At 55.7% G+C, this 21,204-nt stretch carries 20 protein-coding genes; 16 read left to right on the top strand and 4 right to left on the bottom strand.

Features of this window, described 5'->3' with window-relative positions; genetic code table 11:
- Positions 1 to 177: 177 nt before the first annotated feature.
- Genes C3Z11_RS06915 through C3Z11_RS06905 form a run of 3 tightly spaced genes read left to right on the top strand, consistent with a single transcriptional unit; the run spans position 178 to position 2,109 of the window.
- A complete protein-coding gene (locus C3Z11_RS06915; RefSeq protein ID WP_106477220.1) occupies positions 178 to 1,281 on the top strand; it encodes an NAD(P)H-dependent glycerol-3-phosphate dehydrogenase in 1,104 nt (367 codons plus the stop codon).
- Between the two features lie 8 nt (positions 1,282 to 1,289).
- Positions 1,290 to 1,778 carry a phosphohistidine phosphatase SixA gene (gene sixA, locus C3Z11_RS06910; protein WP_106477219.1) on the top strand — a complete coding sequence of 163 codons (489 nt, stop codon included), beginning with the start codon at positions 1,290 to 1,292 and terminating at the stop codon, positions 1,776 to 1,778.
- A 22-nt stretch (positions 1,779 to 1,800) separates the two neighbouring features.
- Positions 1,801 to 2,109, top strand: a complete 309-nt coding sequence (locus C3Z11_RS06905) for an antibiotic biosynthesis monooxygenase family protein (RefSeq protein ID WP_106477218.1) — start codon at positions 1,801 to 1,803, stop codon at positions 2,107 to 2,109.
- Between the two features lie 59 nt (positions 2,110 to 2,168).
- Here C3Z11_RS06905 and C3Z11_RS06900 read toward each other — a convergent pair whose 3' ends face one another.
- Positions 2,169 to 3,116: an AEC family transporter gene (locus C3Z11_RS06900; protein WP_106477217.1), complete on the bottom strand. Its 948-nt coding sequence runs from the start codon at positions 3,114 to 3,116 to the stop codon at positions 2,169 to 2,171.
- A gap of 235 nt (positions 3,117 to 3,351) precedes the next feature.
- Here C3Z11_RS06900 and C3Z11_RS06895 point away from each other — a divergent pair, with 235 nt between their 5' ends.
- On the top strand, positions 3,352 to 4,230 hold the full coding sequence (locus C3Z11_RS06895) for an alpha/beta fold hydrolase (protein ID WP_106477216.1): 879 nt from the start codon (positions 3,352 to 3,354) through the stop codon (positions 4,228 to 4,230).
- 19 nt (positions 4,231 to 4,249) lie between these two features.
- Here C3Z11_RS06895 and C3Z11_RS06890 read toward each other — a convergent pair whose 3' ends face one another.
- Entirely contained in the window at positions 4,250 to 4,867 is a 618-nt protein-coding gene (locus C3Z11_RS06890) for a Smr/MutS family protein (RefSeq protein ID WP_106477215.1), read from the bottom strand.
- Between the two features lie 168 nt (positions 4,868 to 5,035).
- Here C3Z11_RS06890 and prmB point away from each other — a divergent pair, with 168 nt between their 5' ends.
- Positions 5,036 to 5,986 (top strand): 50S ribosomal protein L3 N(5)-glutamine methyltransferase, encoded by a 951-nt coding sequence (prmB, locus tag C3Z11_RS06885; protein WP_106477214.1) that lies wholly within the window; start codon positions 5,036 to 5,038, stop codon positions 5,984 to 5,986.
- Positions 5,987 to 6,041: 55 nt separating this feature from the next.
- Complete coding sequence (aroC, locus tag C3Z11_RS06880) at positions 6,042 to 7,127, top strand: chorismate synthase (RefSeq protein WP_106477213.1); 1,086 nt, start codon at positions 6,042 to 6,044, stop codon at positions 7,125 to 7,127.
- A 70-nt stretch (positions 7,128 to 7,197) separates the two neighbouring features.
- On the opposite strand, the gene C3Z11_RS06875 is transcribed toward aroC, so the two are convergent.
- Together C3Z11_RS06875 and C3Z11_RS06870 are read right to left on the bottom strand one after the other, a co-directional pair.
- Complete coding sequence (locus C3Z11_RS06875; RefSeq protein ID WP_106477212.1) at positions 7,198 to 8,196, bottom strand: nucleoside-specific channel-forming protein Tsx; 999 nt, start codon at positions 8,194 to 8,196, stop codon at positions 7,198 to 7,200.
- Positions 8,197 to 8,324: 128 nt separating this feature from the next.
- Positions 8,325 to 9,206, bottom strand: coding sequence for a LysR family transcriptional regulator (locus C3Z11_RS06870; protein ID WP_106477211.1), 882 nt, complete (start codon positions 9,204 to 9,206; stop codon positions 8,325 to 8,327).
- A 231-nt stretch (positions 9,207 to 9,437) separates the two neighbouring features.
- On the opposite strand from C3Z11_RS06870, the gene leuC reads away from it, so the two are divergent.
- The 10 genes from leuC (at position 9,438) to accD (ending at position 21,197) form a co-directional block, all read left to right on the top strand.
- The gene (gene leuC, locus C3Z11_RS06865; RefSeq protein ID WP_106477210.1) at positions 9,438 to 10,886 is read left to right on the top strand and encodes a 3-isopropylmalate dehydratase large subunit; all 1,449 of its coding nucleotides are present in this window, start codon (positions 9,438 to 9,440) and stop codon (positions 10,884 to 10,886) included.
- 25 nt (positions 10,887 to 10,911) lie between these two features.
- A complete protein-coding gene (gene leuD / locus C3Z11_RS06860) occupies positions 10,912 to 11,553 on the top strand; it encodes a 3-isopropylmalate dehydratase small subunit (RefSeq protein WP_106477209.1) in 642 nt (213 codons plus the stop codon).
- 175 nt (positions 11,554 to 11,728) lie between these two features.
- Complete coding sequence (gene leuB / locus C3Z11_RS06855) at positions 11,729 to 12,811, top strand: 3-isopropylmalate dehydrogenase (RefSeq protein WP_106477208.1); 1,083 nt, start codon at positions 11,729 to 11,731, stop codon at positions 12,809 to 12,811.
- A gap of 459 nt (positions 12,812 to 13,270) precedes the next feature.
- Positions 13,271 to 14,389 (top strand): aspartate-semialdehyde dehydrogenase, encoded by a 1,119-nt coding sequence (gene asd, locus C3Z11_RS06850; RefSeq protein WP_106477207.1) that lies wholly within the window; start codon positions 13,271 to 13,273, stop codon positions 14,387 to 14,389.
- A 179-nt stretch (positions 14,390 to 14,568) separates the two neighbouring features.
- On the top strand, positions 14,569 to 16,515 hold the full coding sequence (locus C3Z11_RS06845; protein WP_106477206.1) for a type IV pilus assembly protein FimV: 1,947 nt from the start codon (positions 14,569 to 14,571) through the stop codon (positions 16,513 to 16,515).
- A gap of 13 nt (positions 16,516 to 16,528) precedes the next feature.
- Positions 16,529 to 17,449, top strand: a complete 921-nt coding sequence (truA, locus tag C3Z11_RS06840) for a tRNA pseudouridine(38-40) synthase TruA (protein ID WP_106477205.1) — start codon at positions 16,529 to 16,531, stop codon at positions 17,447 to 17,449.
- Positions 17,449 to 18,057, top strand: a complete 609-nt coding sequence (locus tag C3Z11_RS06835) for a phosphoribosylanthranilate isomerase (protein WP_106477741.1) — start codon at positions 17,449 to 17,451, stop codon at positions 18,055 to 18,057. Before truA ends, C3Z11_RS06835 begins: the two co-directional genes overlap by 1 nt.
- A 17-nt stretch (positions 18,058 to 18,074) precedes the next feature.
- Positions 18,075 to 19,307 (top strand): tryptophan synthase subunit beta, encoded by a 1,233-nt coding sequence (gene trpB, locus C3Z11_RS06830; protein WP_106477204.1) that lies wholly within the window; start codon positions 18,075 to 18,077, stop codon positions 19,305 to 19,307.
- 9 nt (positions 19,308 to 19,316) lie between these two features.
- A complete protein-coding gene (trpA, locus tag C3Z11_RS06825) occupies positions 19,317 to 20,120 on the top strand; it encodes a tryptophan synthase subunit alpha (protein ID WP_106477203.1) in 804 nt (267 codons plus the stop codon).
- A gap of 129 nt (positions 20,121 to 20,249) precedes the next feature.
- Positions 20,250 to 21,197 carry an acetyl-CoA carboxylase, carboxyltransferase subunit beta gene (gene accD / locus C3Z11_RS06820; RefSeq protein ID WP_106477202.1) on the top strand — a complete coding sequence of 316 codons (948 nt, stop codon included), beginning with the start codon at positions 20,250 to 20,252 and terminating at the stop codon, positions 21,195 to 21,197.
- Positions 21,198 to 21,204 lie beyond the last annotated feature (7 nt).

The following is a 21,204-nucleotide window of genomic DNA, read 5'->3' as shown; positions in this document are numbered from 1 at the left end:
ACGTTCAATAGCAGCTATACATGATGGCAGTGCGCAGTGGTTGATGGTTAATATGGCTTTGCTTGAAGAAATATTTTGCCAGCAGCAAGGCGCAATATGATAAACGGTCAGCCATTGCTGACCGTTTTGCTTTCGTTTCGTTAGAATGTACATCCATGTTCGATATCGGAAGGCATCATGACTGATGAGTCTCGACGCAAGGCGTCTACGACTTCCCGGATTGCCGTGCTGGGCGGCGGCAGCTTCGGTACTGCACTAGCCAGCATTTCGGCAACCAACGGCGCACGTGTTCGGCAATGGATGCGTGATCCAGAGCTGGTAGCTGGCATTAATCATGACCACGTCAATCATCGTTATCTTCCCGACTTCACTATTCATCCTGCCGTTGTGGCCTCGACCGAGCTTGCATGGGTACTCGAGGACGCTGAACTTGTCCTGGTAGCGATTCCTTCAAAGGCATTTCGTGACGTGGTACGCGCCGCCGCGCCTTTTCTGCATAACGATCAGATACTGGTTAGCACGACCAAGGGGATCGAGGAGGAGGGCTTCAAACTCATGAGCCAGATTCTGATTGAGGAGACGGGCAATCCTCATGTCGGCGTTCTGTCAGGCCCTAACCTCGCCTCCGAGATCGCTGAGAAACAGCTTACTGCGAGTGTCATCGCCAGTGATGACGCGGCTACGCGAGTGACGGTACAACACGCGTTGGGTTGTGATTATTTCCGTCTCTATGCCAGTAATGATCGTTATGGCGTCGAGCTCGGTGGGGCATTGAAAAATATCTACGCTATTGCCGTTGGCATGGCGGCAGCACTAGGCATGGGAGAAAATACCAAAAGCATGCTCATGACCCGAGCGCTTGCAGAGATGGGCCGCTTTGCTGTGGCGCAAGGGGCTAATCCCATGACCTTTCTTGGCCTTGCCGGAGTCGGTGATCTGATTGTGACGTGCTCGTCGAATCTGTCACGTAACTATCGCGTCGGCTATGCCATCGGTGAGGGCAAGACGCTGGATGAAGCCATTGAGGCGTTGGGGCAGGTAGCGGAAGGGGTCAATACGGTACGCTTGATGCATGACAAATCTCGACAGGAGTCGATCTACATGCCACTGGCGAGTGGGTTGTATCAGGTCATGTTCGAAGGGGTGGATGCGAAGATGATGGCGCTGATGTTAATGCGCAATGAGCAAAGTAGTGATGTCGAGTTCACCCTGTCTCGTGAAGAGGCTACTCGCGCTCAACATCATGCCCAGCAGGGCTCTAAATTGAACCAAGGTTTATAGGAAACCACATGAAACTATTCATCATGCGTCATGGCGAGGCCGCCACGGGTACACCGGATGCCAAGCGTCCACTGGATCTCACCGGTCAGCAGGAAGTGGCCAGCATGGCTGCCTGGTTTGAATCTTATCTGTCGCAGGATGAATGTCGGGCGCTCAGGGTGGTGTCGAGTCCTTATGATCGCGCCCAGCAAACGGCACGCATCATTGCCCAACAGCTGCATGTCGATGAGATCATGGCGTTACCCTTGATCACACCGGATGCGCCTGTCGATGCGGTAATCGAATGGTTGGCTGAACACATCGATGAGACGCCCTGGCTTGTCGTCAGCCACATGCCACTGGTCGGTGATCTCGTCGGTCGATTAGTTGATGGAGGTATGCAGGCACGTCTACCGCTAGGTACTGCCGATGTTGTCGCGCTGGAAGCGGATGTCTGGGCGGCAGGTTGCTCCACACTCAAGCAGCATGTGACACCGGCTACCGCTGCGGCTATTTGAGATAAGGCAGGAGAAGCGTGCGATGGGGTATATCGTTACCAACCGGGTATTGGTCATCGATGAATATGCCGAGGAATTCGAGACGCGTTTTCGCAAACGTGCCAGCGAAGTCGACAAGCAACCAGGCTTTGTTGCGATGCAGGTATTGCGCCCGCAGGGAAACCAGGCGCCTTATGTGGTAGAGACAGAATGGGAGGACCAGCAAGCCTTCCGTGACTGGGTAAATAGTGACGACTTCAAAAAGGCGCATTCGAACCCGATGCCTAAAGAGGCGTTCCGTGAGGGTGGTGGCATTGAGCAGTTCAATGTCATCATCGAGGCACATCGCTAAGCGAGCCAGTAGTCTCTACGTCCAAGGGCCAGTTCCGTAAAGGAACTGGCCCTTTTCCATTATGTGGTGCCAATCAGTTGCAGGAGAAATACGCCAGCGGTAACCGTAAGGCTTGAACCAACAGTTGTGATGGCAATGATGTTAGCGGCTAGTTTAGCGTTACCGCCCATGGCCTGTGCCATGACAAAGCTCGATGCAGCCGAGGGACTGGAAAAGTAGACGAACAGCAAACCGAGCTGGGCGTCCCTGAAGCCCACCAGCCATGCGCCTGCTGTTGCAAGTAGCGGTAACCAGAAAATCTTTATCCAACTGGCGCCCAGCGCCGTGCTACTTGACTCGCGAATAGCCGTCATCGATAGCGTCCCGCCGATACAGATCAGGGCCAGTGGCATCGTAACATTGGCAAAATAACGGCCTGAGGTGTGTAGCCAGGTCGGTAGTTGCAGGCCCAGCGATGAAAATAGCAGCGCGGCGACTACCGCAATGATGAGGGGGTTGGTAATGATATTTCTGACGATGCTTTGCCAACTGGCGCGCTTGCCGGGCTGATAGCTTGATAACACGATGACGGCGAGAATGTTGTACAAAGGTATCAGTACGCTCGCCAGAATGCCGCCGACTGAGAGGCCATAGTCGCCATACATGGTGCCCGCCAAAGCAAGGCCTAGGATGCTGCCATTGCCTCGGAATGCACCTTGCACATAGACCCCGCGATCGGCTCGGTCGATGCGCTTGACTGCCCACGCCCAAGAGATTAGAAATGCGATCAGCGTAGCAAGCGCAAAGTAGATCATCAGGCCAGGAATCAGCGCAGTCGTCAGGTCGGCATCAATGATACTCAGAAAGATCAACGTTGGCAGGGCGCCACGGAACACCAGCTTCGAAGCCGTATTGATAAATGAATGATCAATCCATTTGAGATATTTCAACGCCACGCCGAGCAGTACCATGGCAAAGACCGGTATGGTGGCATTAAGCGTTTCGATAAAAATGTTGAGCAGGTTCATGGTGCCGTTATCCCGGTAATGTCATGAAGGCGTAAGCCAATGCGGCGATGACAACGATGAAAAACACGGTATTACGGCGACGATTGTTGCGGCGTGGCGGTGACACACATTCTCCCTAGCATATACTTAGCGTGAAAAGTAAGACATGGTAATCCTATTACGTGAGCCGCGCCTAGCAGCGCTAACGCTACACAACTCGATCAGTTCGAATACTCTGGACTAAGCGGAACAATTGATGAATACATGTACCGAGCCGCGATCAATTTCTCTCGTCGATGGGCGTCTTGCTGCTCTCGTATGGGGGCGTGATGATGCGCCCACCTGGCTTGCTCTGCACGGCTGGCTAGATAACGCGGCAACGTTTTCACGCCTGGCACCGCTGCTCGTTAAACAGTTGGACATCCGTATCGTGGCGATCGACTTTGCCGGTCATGGTCAGTCGGAATGGTTACCGCCCCGTGTTGATTACGCCTTGTGGGATTATATTCACGATGTTCTTGATGCGCTCGATGCGCTGAAACTGGAGCGGGCTACGCTGCTGGCACATTCGTTGGGCGCGATTGTGGCAAGCGTGATGGCAGGAACGATTCCTGAGCGTATCGAGCGGTTGTGGTTGATCGATGGTCTGGCCGGGCTGCTGACAACCTCCACTGAACATACGGTAGTGCAACTGCGTAATGGGATATTGGGCGCACGGCGCAGGCCTTCGACACCTCCGCGCTATGAACGATTGGAGGATGCGATCAATGCACGAGTGGCGGGTGCTGTCACGCCGCTTGATTACGATACGGCAGCGCCACTGGTCGTACGAAATCTCGAAGAGCATGCCGGCAGCTTTCGTTTTCGTACCGACCCACGTCTGCTGCGTCCCTCTCTGGTGCGCTTCACGCCGGAGCAGGTTGACGTGATTTTGGCAGCGATTGAAGCCCCGGTCGGACTTATCGAAGCGGAACAGGGGATATTAGGCAATAGGCCGCATGGCGTTAAAGCACGTGCACAGGTGCGTCATTTAGCACGTCATGTGTTGCCGGGTGGCCATCATCTTCATCTTGAGCGTGGGCATGTGGCGCGTGTTGTCGACGTTATCGTTTCTGCTTACGCTGGCTCAGCGTGACGTCTAGTAGGGTAGTACCTTAGCGGGTGCGACGTAGCAGGACATAAACCGCACCGGTGCCGCCATCGTTGGGTGTTGCCGAGCAGAAGGCCAATACTTCGGGCAGCTCACGCAGCCATGCGTTAACATGGCTCTTGATCACCGGGTAGCGGTTCTGGCTTAGCGGATCACTGGCCATCGTCGTCCAGGCCTTGCCATGAACTACTAGAACGCAGCGGATACGCTCAGCCCGTGCCTCGTGAAGAAAGGTTTCAAGCTGCAAACGAGCCTCATCAATCGTGTAGCCATGGAGATCGAGACCTGATTGCCATTCAATGTCGCCGCGTTTCAGCTGCTGCACGGTACGGTAGGGCAGATCGGGCAGGGCGAAGAACAGCGATTCGGAGGGGCGCACGGGGTCAACACGGCCGTCACTGGTACGTGAACTCGGGGTGTCTGAGGATGCTGTAATGGCGGCCTGTCGGCGGGCGTCTAATGTGTCTCTGTCGCGCTGCGTATGCACAGGACGCCCTGTGTCGGCGCGGTTATGCCTGATCGGTGTTACGCCAGCGGCGCGCAGGGCCTGACGAAACAGCGAGATATCATCGATATCTTCGTTGTTCCCATCATCGCCGTTATCGTGACGATTGCCACTCATGCCCGCTCCCGTTGTCCATTGGCCACTCTATGCGGCTCAAGTATAGAGACTTGTCTGCTGCTGTGAACCCTTGGTCTTCATACGAAGACGTATCGTGCTGTCGCCGCTGGGCCGCGCCGGGTTACACTAGTCTCACATAGGGTCATGAATTCAGTTTAGGGAGCGCACGTGTCTAACGCCTTGTCCCCCCTCGATACGTTGGGTATCGATGACGATACGCTCGTTGCCGAACTTGTAACGTTGCGTGATTGTCTGCGCTGGGCCACCAGCGTTTTTCTAGCCCATCGCCTGTACTATGGTCATGGTACCGACTCAGCGTGGGACGAAGCGGTCAGTCTTGTGCTCGGTGCATTGCATTTACCGCATGATGTCGATCCCGGTGTACTCGATGCGCGGCTGCTAAATGTAGAGCGGCATCGCATTGTTGCGCTGGCGCGCGCGCGCGTCGAGACACGCAAGCCACTGCCTTACCTGCTAGGCGAGGCATTCTTCGCTGGCTATCCGTTCAACGTTGACGAGCGCGTATTGATCCCGCGCTCGCCGATTGCCGAGCTGATCGAGCACGGTTTTGCGGCCTGGTTCCCGGAACGCGAGCCGCGTCGTATTCTCGATTTATGTTCAGGCTCAGGGTGTATCGGTATTGCGGCGGCGCTAATGCTGCCGACCAGCGAGGTGATTCTTTCCGATGTCAGCCCAGAGGCGCTTGAGGTTGCCAGGATCAATATTACGCGCCACGATGTCGGCACCCGAGTCAAGGCGGTGGTCTCTGATCTATTCGAGGGCCTCGAAGGCCAGCGTTTCGAGCTGATCGTTTCCAACCCGCCTTATGTCGATGCGCGCGATCTTGCCGCTATGCCTGCAGAGTTTCGCCATGAACCCGCAATCGCACTGGGTTCGGGGGATGACGGGCTCGATCTGGTGCGCCGTATGCTGCGCCAGGCGCGTGAGTATCTCAGCGATGATGGGGTGTTGATCGTTGAGGTAGGGAATTCGGAACGTCATTTGATCGAGTCATTTCCCGAAGTCCCTTTTCTCTGGCTCGAATTCGAACGCGGTGGCCATGGTGTCTTTGCGCTGACGGCCAGCGAGCTTGAAACATATGCGCCGGCCTTCGCCTGAGCGCGCAAATCCATGACCTTTAGCGAGTTGTCGTTAGTCAGTCAGGAACCCCGACATGTCCGGTAATACCTTCGGCAAGCTTTTTACTGTTACCACCTTCGGCGAGAGCCATGGCATCGCACTAGGCGCTATTGTTGACGGCTGTCCCCCGGGGCTTGAGCTTAGTGAAGCGGATCTACAGCACGATCTGGACCGCCGCCGTCCCGGCAGCTCGCGCCATACGACTCAGCGGCGTGAGCCTGATCAGGTGCGTATTCTTTCCGGTGTATTCGAGGGTAGAACCACAGGTACGCCCATTGGCCTTTTGATCGAGAATACCGATCAGCGTTCCAAGGACTACTCCCAGATTAAGGATCAGTTTCGGCCAGCGCATGCTGATTACACCTACCACCATAAATATGGTGTTCGTGACTATCGTGGTGGTGGCCGTTCCAGCGCGCGGGAAACCGCAATGCGCGTTGCCGCTGGCGCGATTGCCAAGAAGTTTCTGGCCAGCCATGGCATTCAAATTCGTGGGTACATGAGCCAACTGGGTCCGATCGAGATTGAGTTCAGGACATGGGAAAGCGTCGATCAGAACGCTTTTTTCAGCCCTGACCCCGACAAGGTGCCGGAGTTGGAGGCCTACATGGATCAACTCCGGCGTGACCAGGACTCGGTAGGGGCCAAGATTACCGTGGTTGCCGAGGGCGTGCCGCCGGGGTTGGGCGAACCGATCTTTGACCGCCTCGATGCCGAGCTCGCGCATGGTCTGATGAGCATCAATGCGGTCAAGGGTGTGGAAATCGGTGCCGGTTTTGCCAGCATCGCCCAGCGGGGCAGCGAACACCGTGATGAGATAATGCCGACAGGGTTTCTCTCCAATAACGCAGGCGGGGTGCTGGGAGGAATCTCATCGGGTCAGTCCATTGTCGCCAGCATCGCGCTTAAGCCAACCTCGAGTATTACTACACCGGGGCGCTCGATCGATGTCTATGGTCAGCCCGTTGAGGTCATCACCAAGGGTCGTCACGATCCTTGTGTAGGCATTCGTGCCACGCCGATCGCTGAAGCAATGATGGCACTCACCTTAATGGATCACTTTTTGCGCCACCGCGCTCAGAACGCCGAAGTCGTCGTTGCAACGCCACGGCTTAGATAAATAAACAGATAACGAAAAAACGCCGCCCGCAATGATGCGGTCGGCGTTTTTGTACCGCTAAACGTGGTGTTTAGAATTGCCAGCCCACGCCGAAGTAATATCCCCATCCGGTCGAACGCAGATGGAAGGCGCCTTCGCCGAAGTCGGCCTCGACATCATCCTTCCACTGTCCGCCGTTATGGAAGTAGCGCGCTACGCCCATAAACCGCAGATGAGTGAAGGAATAAAGCAGTACGTTAGTGGCTACCACCGCCTCGTTTGTGCGCATGGGCCCTGCATCATCGCGCAGGTCGGAGCCGAAGTCGTAATTGGTGAAGCCGACGTAGGTCAGCGATGCGCCATTACTGAATTGACCTAACGGCCATACATACTTGGCCTGAGCGCGATAGCCATCCCAGGAATTCTCGTTGGCCGCGCCATAGTTTTCCCACTGATAGCGCTTGTAGAGATTGAACGACAGCGCGACCGGGGTATGGGTATCAATATCGGTCCCGAACCCGGCATAGAGCGTATTCTGGCGTGAATCGGAATTATGTCCCCAGTCGAAGATATAATCGACGGCAAAGAACCACTCCTTGAACGGGCCAACACTTAGGTCTTTTCCTGTTATGCCATCGATTGACAGGCGTGGCTCCAGTTCTGTGAACAGGGGTGAACCATCATCCCAGATGCCGGTATCGTTGCTGTTACCGATGCCGAAAAACTTTGGCAGATCGACATAGCCATAGAGCTCTAACGGTCCCTTGCGGCCAAAGAATTCATACTCAAGATAGATGTCATCGACCGGCTGTGGCCCGAAGCGAATGTTCTTGTCACCGATGATGGTCAGGTTCTGGTTATACCAGTCGGACAGATATTCGCTGCGCGGTTCATCTTCGGTAATTTCATAGCTGGCAGTCTCACCTGAGGCCGTGTCAGCCCTGCCTTGGGCGGTGCTCTCCTGGGCCAGTACCGCCGGTGTCACACTGAATATGCTATACAGCGACGCGACGGCGAGAGTTGAAGAGAGCGTCAGGGATTTTTTGCCACTATAGAAAGAAGCGTTGTGTTGTTCTCTTGAAGGGGTCATGTCGAGTCCGTTTTTATAGTCATGGTGAAACTAATGTTTCACGGGTTGTTGTTATATGCGAATCAGCAGATCGCCTTTGCTACATTAACGATATCCTGTTGTTGTGCAACCGTTTCGTAATGCTTATGTCATGTTTGCACTGCACGTGCCTGCTCGAGCAGCTTGATCATCGAGCGCGCCGCGTTAGAGAGCGTGCGGCTACTATGAAACAGATAGCCCAGCGGGCGCTCGATGGGAAGATGCTTTATCGGCATTATGCAGAGTTCATCGTCGATCATCGTCTCGGGCAGTACGCTCCAGCCCAAGCCGATACCCACCATCATTTTCAGCGTCTCAAGATAGTTAGTCGACATCGATACGCGCACTTTTAGGCCCTCGCGTAGAAAGGTCTCGATGACGATGCCACGGGTAAACGTTAAATGGCCTGGGAGCACGGCATCATGTTCCGACAGCGCCGCGAGGGGTAGTTGTGTGCAGTGTGCTAAAGGATGATCACGGCCGCACACGAAGCGCAGTTGATCGGTCCACACTGGCACAACCACAAGATTAGGGTCGGGAGAGGGCGCCAGGGTGACCACGGCGAGTTCGAGGCTGCCATCGAGAACGCCGGCGTAGGCCTGTTCCGAATCGAGAAAGCGTATATCCATTCGTACATCGGGATGCTGCTGGGTAAACGTCTTTAACACTGGTGGCAGGCGGTGCAAGCCAATATGGTGACTGGTCGCTAGCGTCAGGCTGCCGCTGATTTTCCCATTCAGGTTGGCGAGCGCCCGCTGCGTGTCATCGAACATCACCAGTATTTGACGAGCACGCGGCAATAGCATGCGCCCAGCTTCGGTGAGCCCTATCCCGCGGCCAATTCGGTCGAACAGTCGGCTGCCGATCTGGTTTTCGAGTACTGCAATGCGCTTGCTTACGGCCGGCTGGGTTAAAAATAACGCCTCGGCAGCCTGAGAGAACGAGCCGCTGTCCACCACAGCGAGAAAGGCACGCAGGCTTTGTGTATCCATTTATTTTATTCCTACCTGGAATGCGTTTTATAAAAAACATGAATTTGTTTTATGGTAACACGACGCGTAAGCTGACTCCCATAGTGACCGGGATATGCTTCACATCAGCCGGTCAACACTGGAAACATTCGTGTAAGGTATTTTTTATAACCGACGATATTGTCCGGCTTCATCAAGAGCGCCCTCAGAGCGCTTGGCCAGTAGGCCCTAAGCTAGGCGAGGAGTAACGAAATGGCAGGCCAGACCCTTTATGACAAGCTGTGGTCGTCGCATTTGGTGCAATCACGCGACGATGGAACGGCACTGATCTACATCGACCGCCAGCTGCTGCACGAGGTGACATCGCCGCAGGCCTTTGAGGGACTGCGTCTTGCTAACCGTCAGCCGTGGCGTCTTGATGCCAATATCGCCACTGCCGATCACAACGTGCCAACCACGTTGAAAGAGCGGGCGGCAGGCATTGCCGGAATCAGTGACGATGTTTCGCGCATTCAGGTACAAACTCTGGACGATAACACTCGCAGTTTCGGTATCGAGGCGTTCGGCATCGGCGACGTGCGTCAGGGCATCGTTCACGTCGTTGGCCCCGAACAGGGCGCGACGTTGCCCGGCATGACCGTGGTCTGCGGTGACTCGCACACTGCCACGCATGGCGCCTTTGGCGCGTTGGCCCACGGTATTGGTACCTCTGAGGTCGAGCACGTGCTCGCCACCCAGTGCCTGATCCAGCGCAAGATGAAGAACATGCAGGTGCGTGTCGAAGGCAAGCTCGGCCAGGGTGTGACCGCCAAGGATATCGTTCTCGCCGTGATTGGCCGCATCGGCACTGCCGGCGGCACTGGCTATGCGATGGAGTTCGCTGGCAGCGCGATCCGCGATCTGTCGATGGAAGGCCGCATGACGATCTGCAATATGGCGATCGAGGCCGGGGCCCGCGTCGGCCTGGTCGGTGTTGACCAGACTACTATCGACTATATCAAGGGCCGCCCATTTGCCCCGAGTGAGGAGCACTGGGACGCGGCGGTATCCAGCTGGCGTCATCTGGTATCTGATGATGATGCTCATTTCGACCACATCGTTGAACTTAAGGCCGAAGAGCTCGAGCCACAGGTGACTTGGGGCACCAGCCCTGAGATGGTTACCGGTGTTTACGGTGAAGTGCCCGATCCTGCCGCGATTGATGACGAAACGGCTCAGCGCGGTGTGATTCGCGCGCTCGAGTACATGGGGCTCAAGGCGGGACAGAAGATTACTGATATCAAACTCGACCGTGTGTTCATCGGCTCGTGCACCAACTCACGTATTGAAGATCTACGTGAGGCTGCCAAGGTGGCCCGCGGCCGACGTGTGGCGAAAAGCATCAAGCAGGCCATGGTGGTGCCGGGTTCCGGTCTGGTCAAGCGTCAGGCTGAGGCAGAAGGGCTCGACAAGATTTTTCTCGATGCGGGCTTTGAATGGCGTGAGCCGGGCTGCTCTATGTGTCTGGCAATGAATGCTGACAAACTCGGTGCTGGGGAGCATTGCGCTTCGACCTCGAACCGTAACTTCGAAGGACGTCAGGGTTACGGTGGGCGTACCCACCTGGTCAGCCCGGCGATGGCCGCTGCCGCTGCGATTGCGGGCCACTTCGTTGATGTGCGCGAATATGATCCGCGCCCCGACATGGCCAAGAGCGCCTGATCGGCCCGATTTCAGGAGAGATACGATGGAAAAATTCATTCGCAAGCTCGGTCTGGTCGCGCCGCTTGATCGCGCCAATGTGGATACTGACTTGATCATTCCCAAGCAGTTTCTGAAGTCGATCAAACGCACCGGTTTCGGTCCAAACCTGTTTGATGAGCTGCGCTACCTTGACGAAGGCTATCCTGGTCAGGATTGTTCAAATCGGCCGGTCAATCCCGAGTTCGTGCTCAATCAGCCGCGCTATGAAGGGGCCAGTGTGCTACTGGCGCGCAAGAACTTCGGCTGTGGCAGTTCGCGAGAGCATGCGCCCTGGGCGCTTGAGGATTTTGGCTTCCGCGTCATCATCGCGCCAAGCTTCGCCGATATATTTTTCAACAACGCATTCAAGAACGGCCTGTTGTTGATTACGCTTGATGAGCAGACGGTAGACCGCTTGTTCAAGGAGGTTGAGGCGACGCCGGGCTACAAGCTCGACGTTGATCTGATCGGGCAGACCATCACCACGCCGAGCGGCGAGCAGATCGCCTTCGAGGTGGACCCGTTCCGCAAGCATTGCCTTGAAAATGGTTTGGATGATATCGGCATCACCCTTGAGAATGCTGCGGCTATTCAACATTTTGAGCAGCGTCACAAGGCTGAAAATCCTTGGCTGTTCAGAGGCTAAGTGGCTCTTTTGCTTAAAGGAAGTACTGAGCGCAGGCTCAGTGCTTTCCAACATGAACAACAACAACGCTGGACACACCCCACAGGGATGACCTCGCGCACGGAAGCGCCTCACATCTTTGCCCTGGCTACGGCCGGGGCGTAAAAATAGCTGATAGCATCGAACAGGAAACGCAATGAGCCGCAAGATTCTCGTATTGCCGGGTGACGGCATCGGTCCTGAAATTACCGCTGAGGCCATCAAGGTGCTCGACGCCTGTCGGGCCGCCGGGCTTGATATTGAGCTGAGCGAAGGCAAGGTGGGGGGCGATGCGATTGACGCCACCGGCGTGCCCCTGCCCGACGAGACCCTTGAAGCGGCCAAGGCGGCTGATGCGATTCTGCTTGGTGCGGTCGGCGGGCCGAAGTGGGACAAGCTAGAGGACATTTCCAAGCGTCCCGAAAAGGGGCTGCTCGGGCTGCGCAAGCATCTCAACCTCTACGCCAATCTGCGTCCGGCGCTGCTCTATCCGCAGCTTGCCGAGGCTTCAAGCCTCAAGCCCGAGATCGTCTCAGGGCTCGACATCATGATCGTGCGCGAGCTGACCGGCGGCATCTATTTCGGCCAGCCACGCGGGATCGAGCAGCGCGACGACGGCACACGCTACGGCTATAACACCTATGTCTACGATGAACATGAGATTCGCCGTATCGGCCGCACCGCCTTCGAACTGGCGCAGAAACGCGGCAAGAAGCTGTGCAGCGTCGATAAGGCCAACGTGCTGGAAGTGACAATTCTGTGGCGTGAGATCATGAATGATCTTGCCCGTGACTATCCCGACGTTGAGCTGTCGCACATGTATGTCGATAACGCGGCGATGCAGCTGGTACGCGCGCCGAAGCAGTTCGACGTGATCGTTACCGGCAATATGTTCGGCGATATCCTTTCTGACGAGGCGGCGATGTTGACCGGCTCGATTGGCATGCTGCCTTCGGCGTCGCTTAACGAGCAGGGACAGGGCATGTACGAGCCGTGCCATGGCAGCGCACCGGACATCGCTGGCCAGGGGCTTGCCAATCCGCTGGCAACGATCCTGTCGGTGGCGATGATGCTGCGCTATTCGCTCGCTGAGTTTGAGCTGGCCGAGCGCATTGAACAGGCGGTCGGTGACGTGCTTGATCAGGGGCTGCGCACCGCTGATATAGCCTATGCCGGAACGCAGCAGGTCTCGACCAGCGAGATGGGCGATGCAGTAGTCGCGGCGTTCAACAAACGCTGATCCAGCTGCCGACGCAAAAACGGCAGTGCTTTCGGGCACTGCCGTTTTTGTATCGGGCTAGCACTAGAAAATTAATATGCAAGGACGTTGAAGCGTTTTGAGCTAACCCAGGGCTGCAGGATGATGCTTATCAGGGCTGCACTGAAGATAGTCGACGTCATTTATATAATATTTAGTTATGGTTTGTGTTTTATATATGCGTTAAAATTTATGCATTAGAGGTGATCGGTTCATGCATTCAATGATCACTTGTGTATGCAAAGCATCAGCATGATTTAAATCGTTTAGACAACATGGAAAACCAGAGGCTCGAAGCCAAGCGTAATCTGAACAATAATTAGGCAAATATGAACGGCCTGAAGTTGAAACTAGGCGCGCCAGTATTCTCGGTTATCAAGTGGGTGCCTGCGATACGAATCGTTGGTGCTTCAAACGAACAGAATCCAAAGGGGGCTTGATATGTTACGAGTAGGTTTCGTCGGGTGGCGCGGTATGGTGGGTTCCGTGCTCATGCAGCGTATGCAGGAAGAAAGCGATTTCAAACACGTTGAGCCTGTCTTTTTCTCGACATCGCAGGTGGGTAAGCCCGGTCCTGATGTCGGCGTTGATACGCCGGCATTGAAAGACGCCTTCGATCTTGAGGCGCTCAAGCAGTTGGACGCAGTCGTTACCTGTCAGGGCGGCGATTACACCAATGAGGTGTACAAACCTCTGCGCGAGTCGGGTTGGAAAGGTTACTGGATTGATGCGGCAAGCACGCTGCGCATGGATGACGAAGCCGTCATCGTCCTCGATCCGGTCAACCGCCATGTCATTGATGAAAAGCTCAAGGCAGGTGTCAAGACTTTCGCCGGTGGTAACTGCACGGTCAGTCTGATGCTGATGGGACTTGGCGGGTTGTTCGAGGCGGGACTGATCGAGTGGATGACGTCGATGACATATCAGGCGGCTTCCGGCGCAGGGGCGCAAAACATGCGTGAGTTGCTGGGCCAGATGAGAGCGCTCGGTGATGCAGCGAAGCACCATCTCGACGACCCAGCCTCAGCGATTCTCGACATCGACCGTGAAATCACCACGGCAATGCGCGGCGACATGTTTCCGATCGAGCAGTTCGGCGCACCGCTTGGCGGCAGCCTGTTGCCTTGGATCGACAAGGCAATGGACAACGGCCAGACCAAGGAAGAGTGGAAGGGCGGTGTCGAGACCAACAAGATTCTCGGTAATAACGCCACCCCGATCCCCATTGATGGGCTATGCGTGCGAATCGGTTCGATGCGTTCACATTCTCAGGCTTTTACTATCAAGTTAAAGCACGATGTGCCGATGGATGAGATAGAGGATCGCATCGCGCGCCACAATGATTGGGTCAGTGTTGTTCCTAACACCAAGGAGGCGACGCTCAAGTCGCTGACGCCCGCCGCTGTTACCGGCACGTTGAACGTCCCAGTAGGTCGTCTGCGCAAGCTGGCGATGGGCAATGACTATTTAACTGCCTTTTCGGTCGGTGACCAGCTGTTGTGGGGCGCCGCTGAGCCGCTGAGACGCATGCTGATGGTGCTACGCGAGCATCAGGGATAACGGTTTCCGTCCTGCTGCAAAACGCCTCCTTCGGGAGGCGTTTTGCGTTTTAAATGCACAAATATCGTCAGCGGATGACGGTAGTATCGAAGGTAAGCGATGCGGTAAATGCGCGGATAGCGGCGGTCGCCTATGGCACGTTATCGTCCTGCGCTGAGCACATACAAAGGAACGTTGGGATGCGTCAGCTATATCGCGGGCTGTTCATGGCGGGTGCTTTAGCATTCGCTCAAGATATTTGGGCGCTGGGGCTGGGATATCCTCAGGTGTCTTCTCATCTCAACGAGCCTTTACAGGCCCGCATAGCTCTGCTCGATACTCAGGGAATGAGCCCTGATGAAGTCAGGGTTTCCCTCGCCGATGATGAGGCTTTCAACGCGGCTAAGATTGCCCGCAGCGCCGCAGTCGATACGCTACGTGTAAGCGTTCGCAAATGGGGCGGGCAGCTTGAAATCGTGCTTGAGGGAACGCATCCGCTACGTGAGCCCTATCTTGAGGCGATGCTTGATGTGGCATGGCCTCATGGTCAGTTGCGTCGTCAGGTCACCTTACTGCTCGATCCGCCGAAAAATGTCGCTCACCAGACCCAAGAAACGGTGACGTCTTCAGGGCAGTTCCTTGGCCCGCGACCATCAATGTCATCGGTGAGCCAGCAAGCTGAGCCGCAGCCGCAGCGCGACACTACGCCTTCGCATCTTGATCGCAGTACACCAAGGGGGAATGCAGCTGATGTCGAGTTAGCCGCACTAGCTCGGCGTTTAGACAAGCTTGAAGCGAAGTTCAATGAGCTGGAGCGTCAAAGCGCTGTCCCAAGTACCGATTCTGATCAGAAGCCAGCCGCTGAGTGGATAGCACCACTCGCTGCTCTGGAGCAGACGCAACAACGCCTTGACGATCAGTTGAACGAGCTGGCCACTCGACAGCAGGTGTTTGATGAATACATCGCTCAGCAGATGCCGCAGCAGGCGAGTGAAACGCCCCAGCAAGCCCCGCCTGCGGCGCAGATCAGCAGTGAACCATCTCTACATAAACTGTGGCAGCCAGTCACCGCTTGGCTAAGCCCGTTAATCATTATTTTGACAGGTGGTTTGCTGGTCATAGTGGGGTTTTTATTGATACGCCATCAGCGTGCTCGTCACGACGATATATTGCCTATGGAATTCAATGATCCAGCGCTGGACAGAGAGGCAGTGGAGAGCAATGAACTGGACAAGAGAGCAATAAAGGGCGGGAAGCTGAGCAGTCATGCGTCGGATGGAGTCATGGCATCAGCAGTGACGGCATATGTCGGAGCAGGTTCAGATGTCATGCTTGATACGATGAAAAAGGCAGAGAGCTTGGCTGATACCTCGTCTGGCCTTTCTACAGCGGTGGAAGTTGAAAGCCGCAGCGACGATATCGGCGATAGCATGCTTGTTGTCTATGAAGATATCGAGCCGGAAGAGGCCCTGTCTAAGTACCAGAATGCTACGGAGTCAGCACACAATCCGTCGACAGCCTTTGACAAGCTTGGCGCTGAGGCGATGACTAATGTGCAGGACTTGAGCGCTTCCAAAATTCAGATTCATGGTGATTGGCAAGTGGATGCTATGGTTCTGGCCGCAGAAGATCCTGTCACGCAGGGGATTGACCCTGAGCAGGGTATGAATGCACATGAGTTTGAACTCTCCTTTGAACCTGGCCCGCTTGCGGAGAGTCACATGACCAGTGCTGCTTCATATCAAATGGAACATTCAACATCTTCTCAGGCGGCTGCCTTCTCCCCATCTCTTGATGATGTAGCGCTGGATGAACCCCTGACATTTACGGCGGAATCGGATACGGATGCGTTTTATAGTGGGCTTGATAACACCTCTGAGCACGTTGATGTTATTGGCAAGGAAATTTTTCCTGCCAACTGGTCATTTGAAGAGGTGGCATTCGAAGCGCTTGAGCAGGATAATGATGGCCTTGACGGAGAAGCCGCTCGTGATGAGCGATTGATCCGAGCTCATGTACTGCTGGATGCCGGCAATACCGATGCGGCACTGATACTGCTGCGCCAGATTCTGGACGAAGGCCCCGATATCGCGCGTGAGGCGGCTCGTCTTCTGATCAATCGTTTTGACGTGCACCACCCGGATTGAACGCCTTTATTGAATGTCTCTCTTTTCTCTGTTGGATGAACGGACTCGACGCGCGGGGCGCATCGCACTCGGCGTTGAGTATAACGGTGCAAGCTATTATGGTTGGCAGCGACTGAGTCATGGTCCGTCGATTCAAGCTGCACTCGAAACAGCGTTGGCCAAAGTCGCCTCGCAGCCGATTACTGTCATGTGTAGCGGGCGCACCGACAGCGGTGTCCATGCCACGCGTCAAATCGTCCATTTTGATACCGAAACTCCCCGTACCCAGAAAGCATGGGTCATGGGCGTCAACGCCAATCTGCCCAGTGATATTGTTGTTCATTGGGCACACTTTGTGCCTGATGATTTCCACGCACGTTTCTGCGCGCTGGCGCGTCGTTATCGCTATGTGATCATGAACCGTGCCACGCCGTCAGCGCTAAGCTGCCATGACGTGACTTGGCATCGTACGCCGCTCGATGAGCGGCGTATGCATGAGGCCGCACAGGCGCTGATCGGTGAGCATGATTTTTCCGGCTATCGCGCAGCAGGTTGTCAATCGACCTCGCCATGGCGGCATGTCCATTTCGCCGAAGTGCGCCGTTATGGCCCGCTGGTGGTGATCGATATCCAGGCCAACGCCTTTCTGCATCATATGATTCGCAATATCGCGGGCGTGCTTATGGCGATTGGAGACGGTAGGCAGGACATAGGCTGGTGTCGGGAGATACTTGAGCATGGTGTGCGCGCCCAGGGCGGTGTGACCGCACCTGCACAGGGGCTGCATTTCGTCGATGCACGCTATGATGATCACTTCGGCCTGCCGGAAGAGCCGCTCGGTCCGGATGTGTTGTTGTTTACCGGCGAGTGGAGTGGTGAACGTGCTGTCCCGGAAGGGACCTATGTACGCCAGCGCCGGCTTGCCTGCGAGCAGGCTTTCAAGGAGGAAACATGATGCGCACACGTGTCAAAATCTGTGGGCTGACCCGCGCAGAGGATGTCGATGCTGCTGTTCGTGCCGGGGCCGATGCCTTGGGCTTCGTGCTCTGGCCGGGCAGTCGGCGTGCGCTTGATCTCGATACGCTCAAAGTACTGTCGGCACGGGTGCCGGCGTTTGTGACCAGAGTCGGCTTGTTCGTTGATCAGGATGCCGAGACCATTGCGAGCTGCACGCCTTTTTTGGACATGTTGCAGTTTCATGGCGACGAGCCTCCAGAAGAGTGTCAGAGCTACGGCCGGCCGTGGATGAAGGCGGTGCGGATGCGCGATAATATCGACCTGCACGCCGAGGCTGAGCGTTATCGGGGTGCTCAGGGAGTGTTATTGGATGCTTTCAAGCCGGGTGTCCCCGGCGGCACGGGTGAAACCTTCGACTGGAGCCGGATTCCTGCAGGCTTGGCCAAGCCTGTTATCCTTGCGGGAGGCCTGACGCCTGATAACGTCGCCGAAGCTATTGTCACGGTCAAGCCTTTTGCCGTTGACGTCTCAGGTGGCGTCGAGACGACGATAGGCGTCAAGGACCATGCCAAGATCGAAACATTCATTCGCAACGTATTCGCATGAGGTGCATACCGGTGAGCATGCCGACCCAAGCAGATAAGGCGAGCAAGTTCAGTGATCTGGCTCAACAGCCTGATAGCCGAGGCCATTTTGGTCCCTATGGCGGTCGCTTCGTTTCCGAAACATTGAGCTTTGCCCTCGAAGAGCTCGAAAAGGTGTATGCCAGCCTGCGTGATGATCCCGAGTTTCAGGCCGACTTCGATTATGATCTGAAGCACTATGTTGGCCGACCATCACCCCTTTATCATGCTGATCGATGGTCGCGTGAGTTGGGCGGCGCGCAGATATGGCTCAAACGAGAGGATCTCAATCACACCGGGGCGCATAAGGTAAACAATACCATCGGCCAGGCGTTGCTGGCCAAGAAGGCGGGTAAGCCTCGTGTCATTGCCGAGACCGGCGCTGGCCAACACGGTGTGGCCACGGCTACCGTTGCAGCGCGCCTGGGACTCAAGTGCGACATTTATATGGGGGCAGAAGACGTCGAGCGCCAGAAGCTCAATGTCTATCGCATGCGCTTGCTCGGAGCCAACGTGATTGCCGTGGAGTCCGGCTCACGCACGCTCAAGGATGCGATGAACGAGGCAATGCGTGACTGGGTCACGAATGTTGACGATACCTTTTACATTATCGGTACCGTCGCGGGTCCCCATCCTTACCCGGAGATGGTGCGGGATTTCAATGCCGTGGTAGGACGCGAAGCGCGGCGTCAATCGCTGGAGCAGATCGGCCGGCTGCCTGATGCCTTGATCGCGTGCGTGGGCGGTGGCTCCAATGCGATGGGGCTGTTCTATCCTTTCCTGCAGGATGAGGAGGTGGCCATGTATGGTGTCGAGGCTGGTGGCAAAGGACTAGAAACGGGGCAGCACGCGGCACCGTTGAATGCTGGCCAGCCTGGCGTATTGCATGGTAACCGTACCTATCTGATGTCCGATGAGGGCGGTCAGATCATCGATACTCATTCGATTTCTGCCGGACTTGATTATCCTGGCGTCGGTCCCGAACATGCCTGGCTCAAGGATGTCGGCCGAGTGAACTATGTCACGGCCAACGATGACAAGGTGCTTGAAGCGTTCCGTGAGTTGACCCATGTCGAGGGCATTATGCCGGCGCTGGAGTCTGCTCATGCGTTAGCCTATGCCAAGGTGCTGGCGCCAACGATGCGCACCGATGAGCATTTGATCGTCAACCTGTCCGGACGCGGCGACAAGGATATTCTTACCGTCGCGAAAATAGACGGCATTGAATTCTAAGGACACCGGATGAATCGTATTGACCAACGTTTCGCTGACCTCAAGGCGCAGTCGCGTAAGGCATTGATTCCTTATATTACCGCCGGCGATCCTGCTCCTGCATATACGGTTGGCTTGCTTCATGCGCTCGTCGAGTCGGGTGCAGATATTCTTGAACTTGGTATACCGTTCTCCGACCCGATGGCGGACGGCCCTGTCATTCAAAAGGCATGTGAGCGAGCGCTGGTTCACGGTACGCGCCTTGCTCATGTGCTCGACATGGTGGATGAATTCCGCCAGAGCGATACGCAGACCCCGATTGTCCTGATGGGTTATCTCAACCCGATTGAAAGGATGGGTTTCGAGGCCTTTGCCGCCCGCTGCGAGCAGGTCGGCGTCGATGGTGTACTGGTGGTTGATATGCCGCCAGAAGAAGCTGACGAACTGACGGCATGTCTTAAGCCGCGAGGGGTGCATACGATCTATCTGGTTGCACCTACCACTTCCGAGACGCGTGCCGCTACAATAGGCCGCCATGGCGCGGGCTATCTCTATTATGTGTCGCTCAAGGGGGTGACCGGTGCCGCGACGCTTGATGTGACTGCTGTCGAGAAACAGCTCAATAGTCTGCGCCGCTTCAGCGATCTGCCGCTGTGTGTCGGGTTTGGCATTCGTGACGGTCAGTCGGCGGCCGCAGTCGCGCAGGTGGCTGATGGCGTGATAGTAGGAAGTGCTCTCGTCAGCCAGATCGCTGATAATGCCGAGCATATAGAAGCTATTGCACCGGCGCTCAAGGCAGTGTTGTCCGATATGCGTCAGGCAATGGATAGCTGATAGATCATGACATATCCAGGCGGCCATAAGCGCATGGATACGGTAAACTAGGTGGTTACATACTGCTCGCTTGCTGAGGTGTAGCGAGTGGCCATTTGAATCGAAAGCAATACGGAAGCCTTATCTCCCATGAGCTGGCTCGATAAAATCGTACCGTCGATGGGGCGCACGCAGCGCACCGACAGACGCAGCAATATTCCCGATGGTCTATGGCGCAAGTGCCCTCAGTGCGAGTCGGTGCTCTATCGACCTGAACTTGAACGGCATCATAATGTGTGTCCCAAGTGTGATCATCATTTGCGTCTCAATGCACGCAAGCGTCTGTCCTGGTTTCTAGACAAGGAAGGCCGTGAAGAGATTGCAGCTGATCTCGAGCCGGTCGATCGGCTGCGGTTTCGTGATTCCAAGAAATACAAGGATCGCCTCGCCGCTGCGCAGAAGAGCACTGACGAAAATGATGCGCTGATCGCGATGAAAGGAGAACTGGATGGCCTGCCAGTCGTGGCTGTGGCATTCGAGTTCGAATTCATGGGCGGTTCGATGGGCAGCATTGTCGGTGAAAAGTTTGTGCGTGCTGCGGAGCTTGCCCGCAAAGAGCGTCGTCCTCTGATCTGCTTTGCAGCCAGTGGTGGAGCGCGTATGCAGGAAGCACTCTTTTCATTGATGCAGATGGCCAAGACATCGGCCGCGCTGGAAAAGATGCGTGAAGAGGGGGTGCCCTATATCTCCGTATTGACGGATCCAGTCTTCGGCGGAGTGTCTGCATCATTGGCCATGCTAGGTGATCTCAACGTGGCTGAGCCTAACGCGCTCATCGGTTTTGCCGGTCCGCGTGTTATCGAACAGACCGTGCGTGAAAAGCTGCCGGAAGGGTTTCAGCGCAGTGAATTCCTGCTTGAGCATGGCACCGTCGATATGATCATTCATCGTAGTGAAATGCGTGAGCGCGTGGGAAGCATTTTGCGCAAGTTGACCCATGCGCCTGCTGCACCGCGCAGCGAGGAAGTCGTTACTGTCGAACCCATCTCACCCGACAGCGAGTTCGCTGACGATGACGTGGATGCACCAAAATACTGAATATCGA

Source organism: Phytohalomonas tamaricis (genome assembly GCF_003012345.1).
Lineage (GTDB): Bacteria > Pseudomonadota > Gammaproteobacteria > Pseudomonadales > Halomonadaceae > Phytohalomonas > Phytohalomonas tamaricis.
The sequence above is the reverse complement of the archived record's forward strand: the minus strand, read 5'-3'. Positions and strand labels throughout refer to the sequence as shown.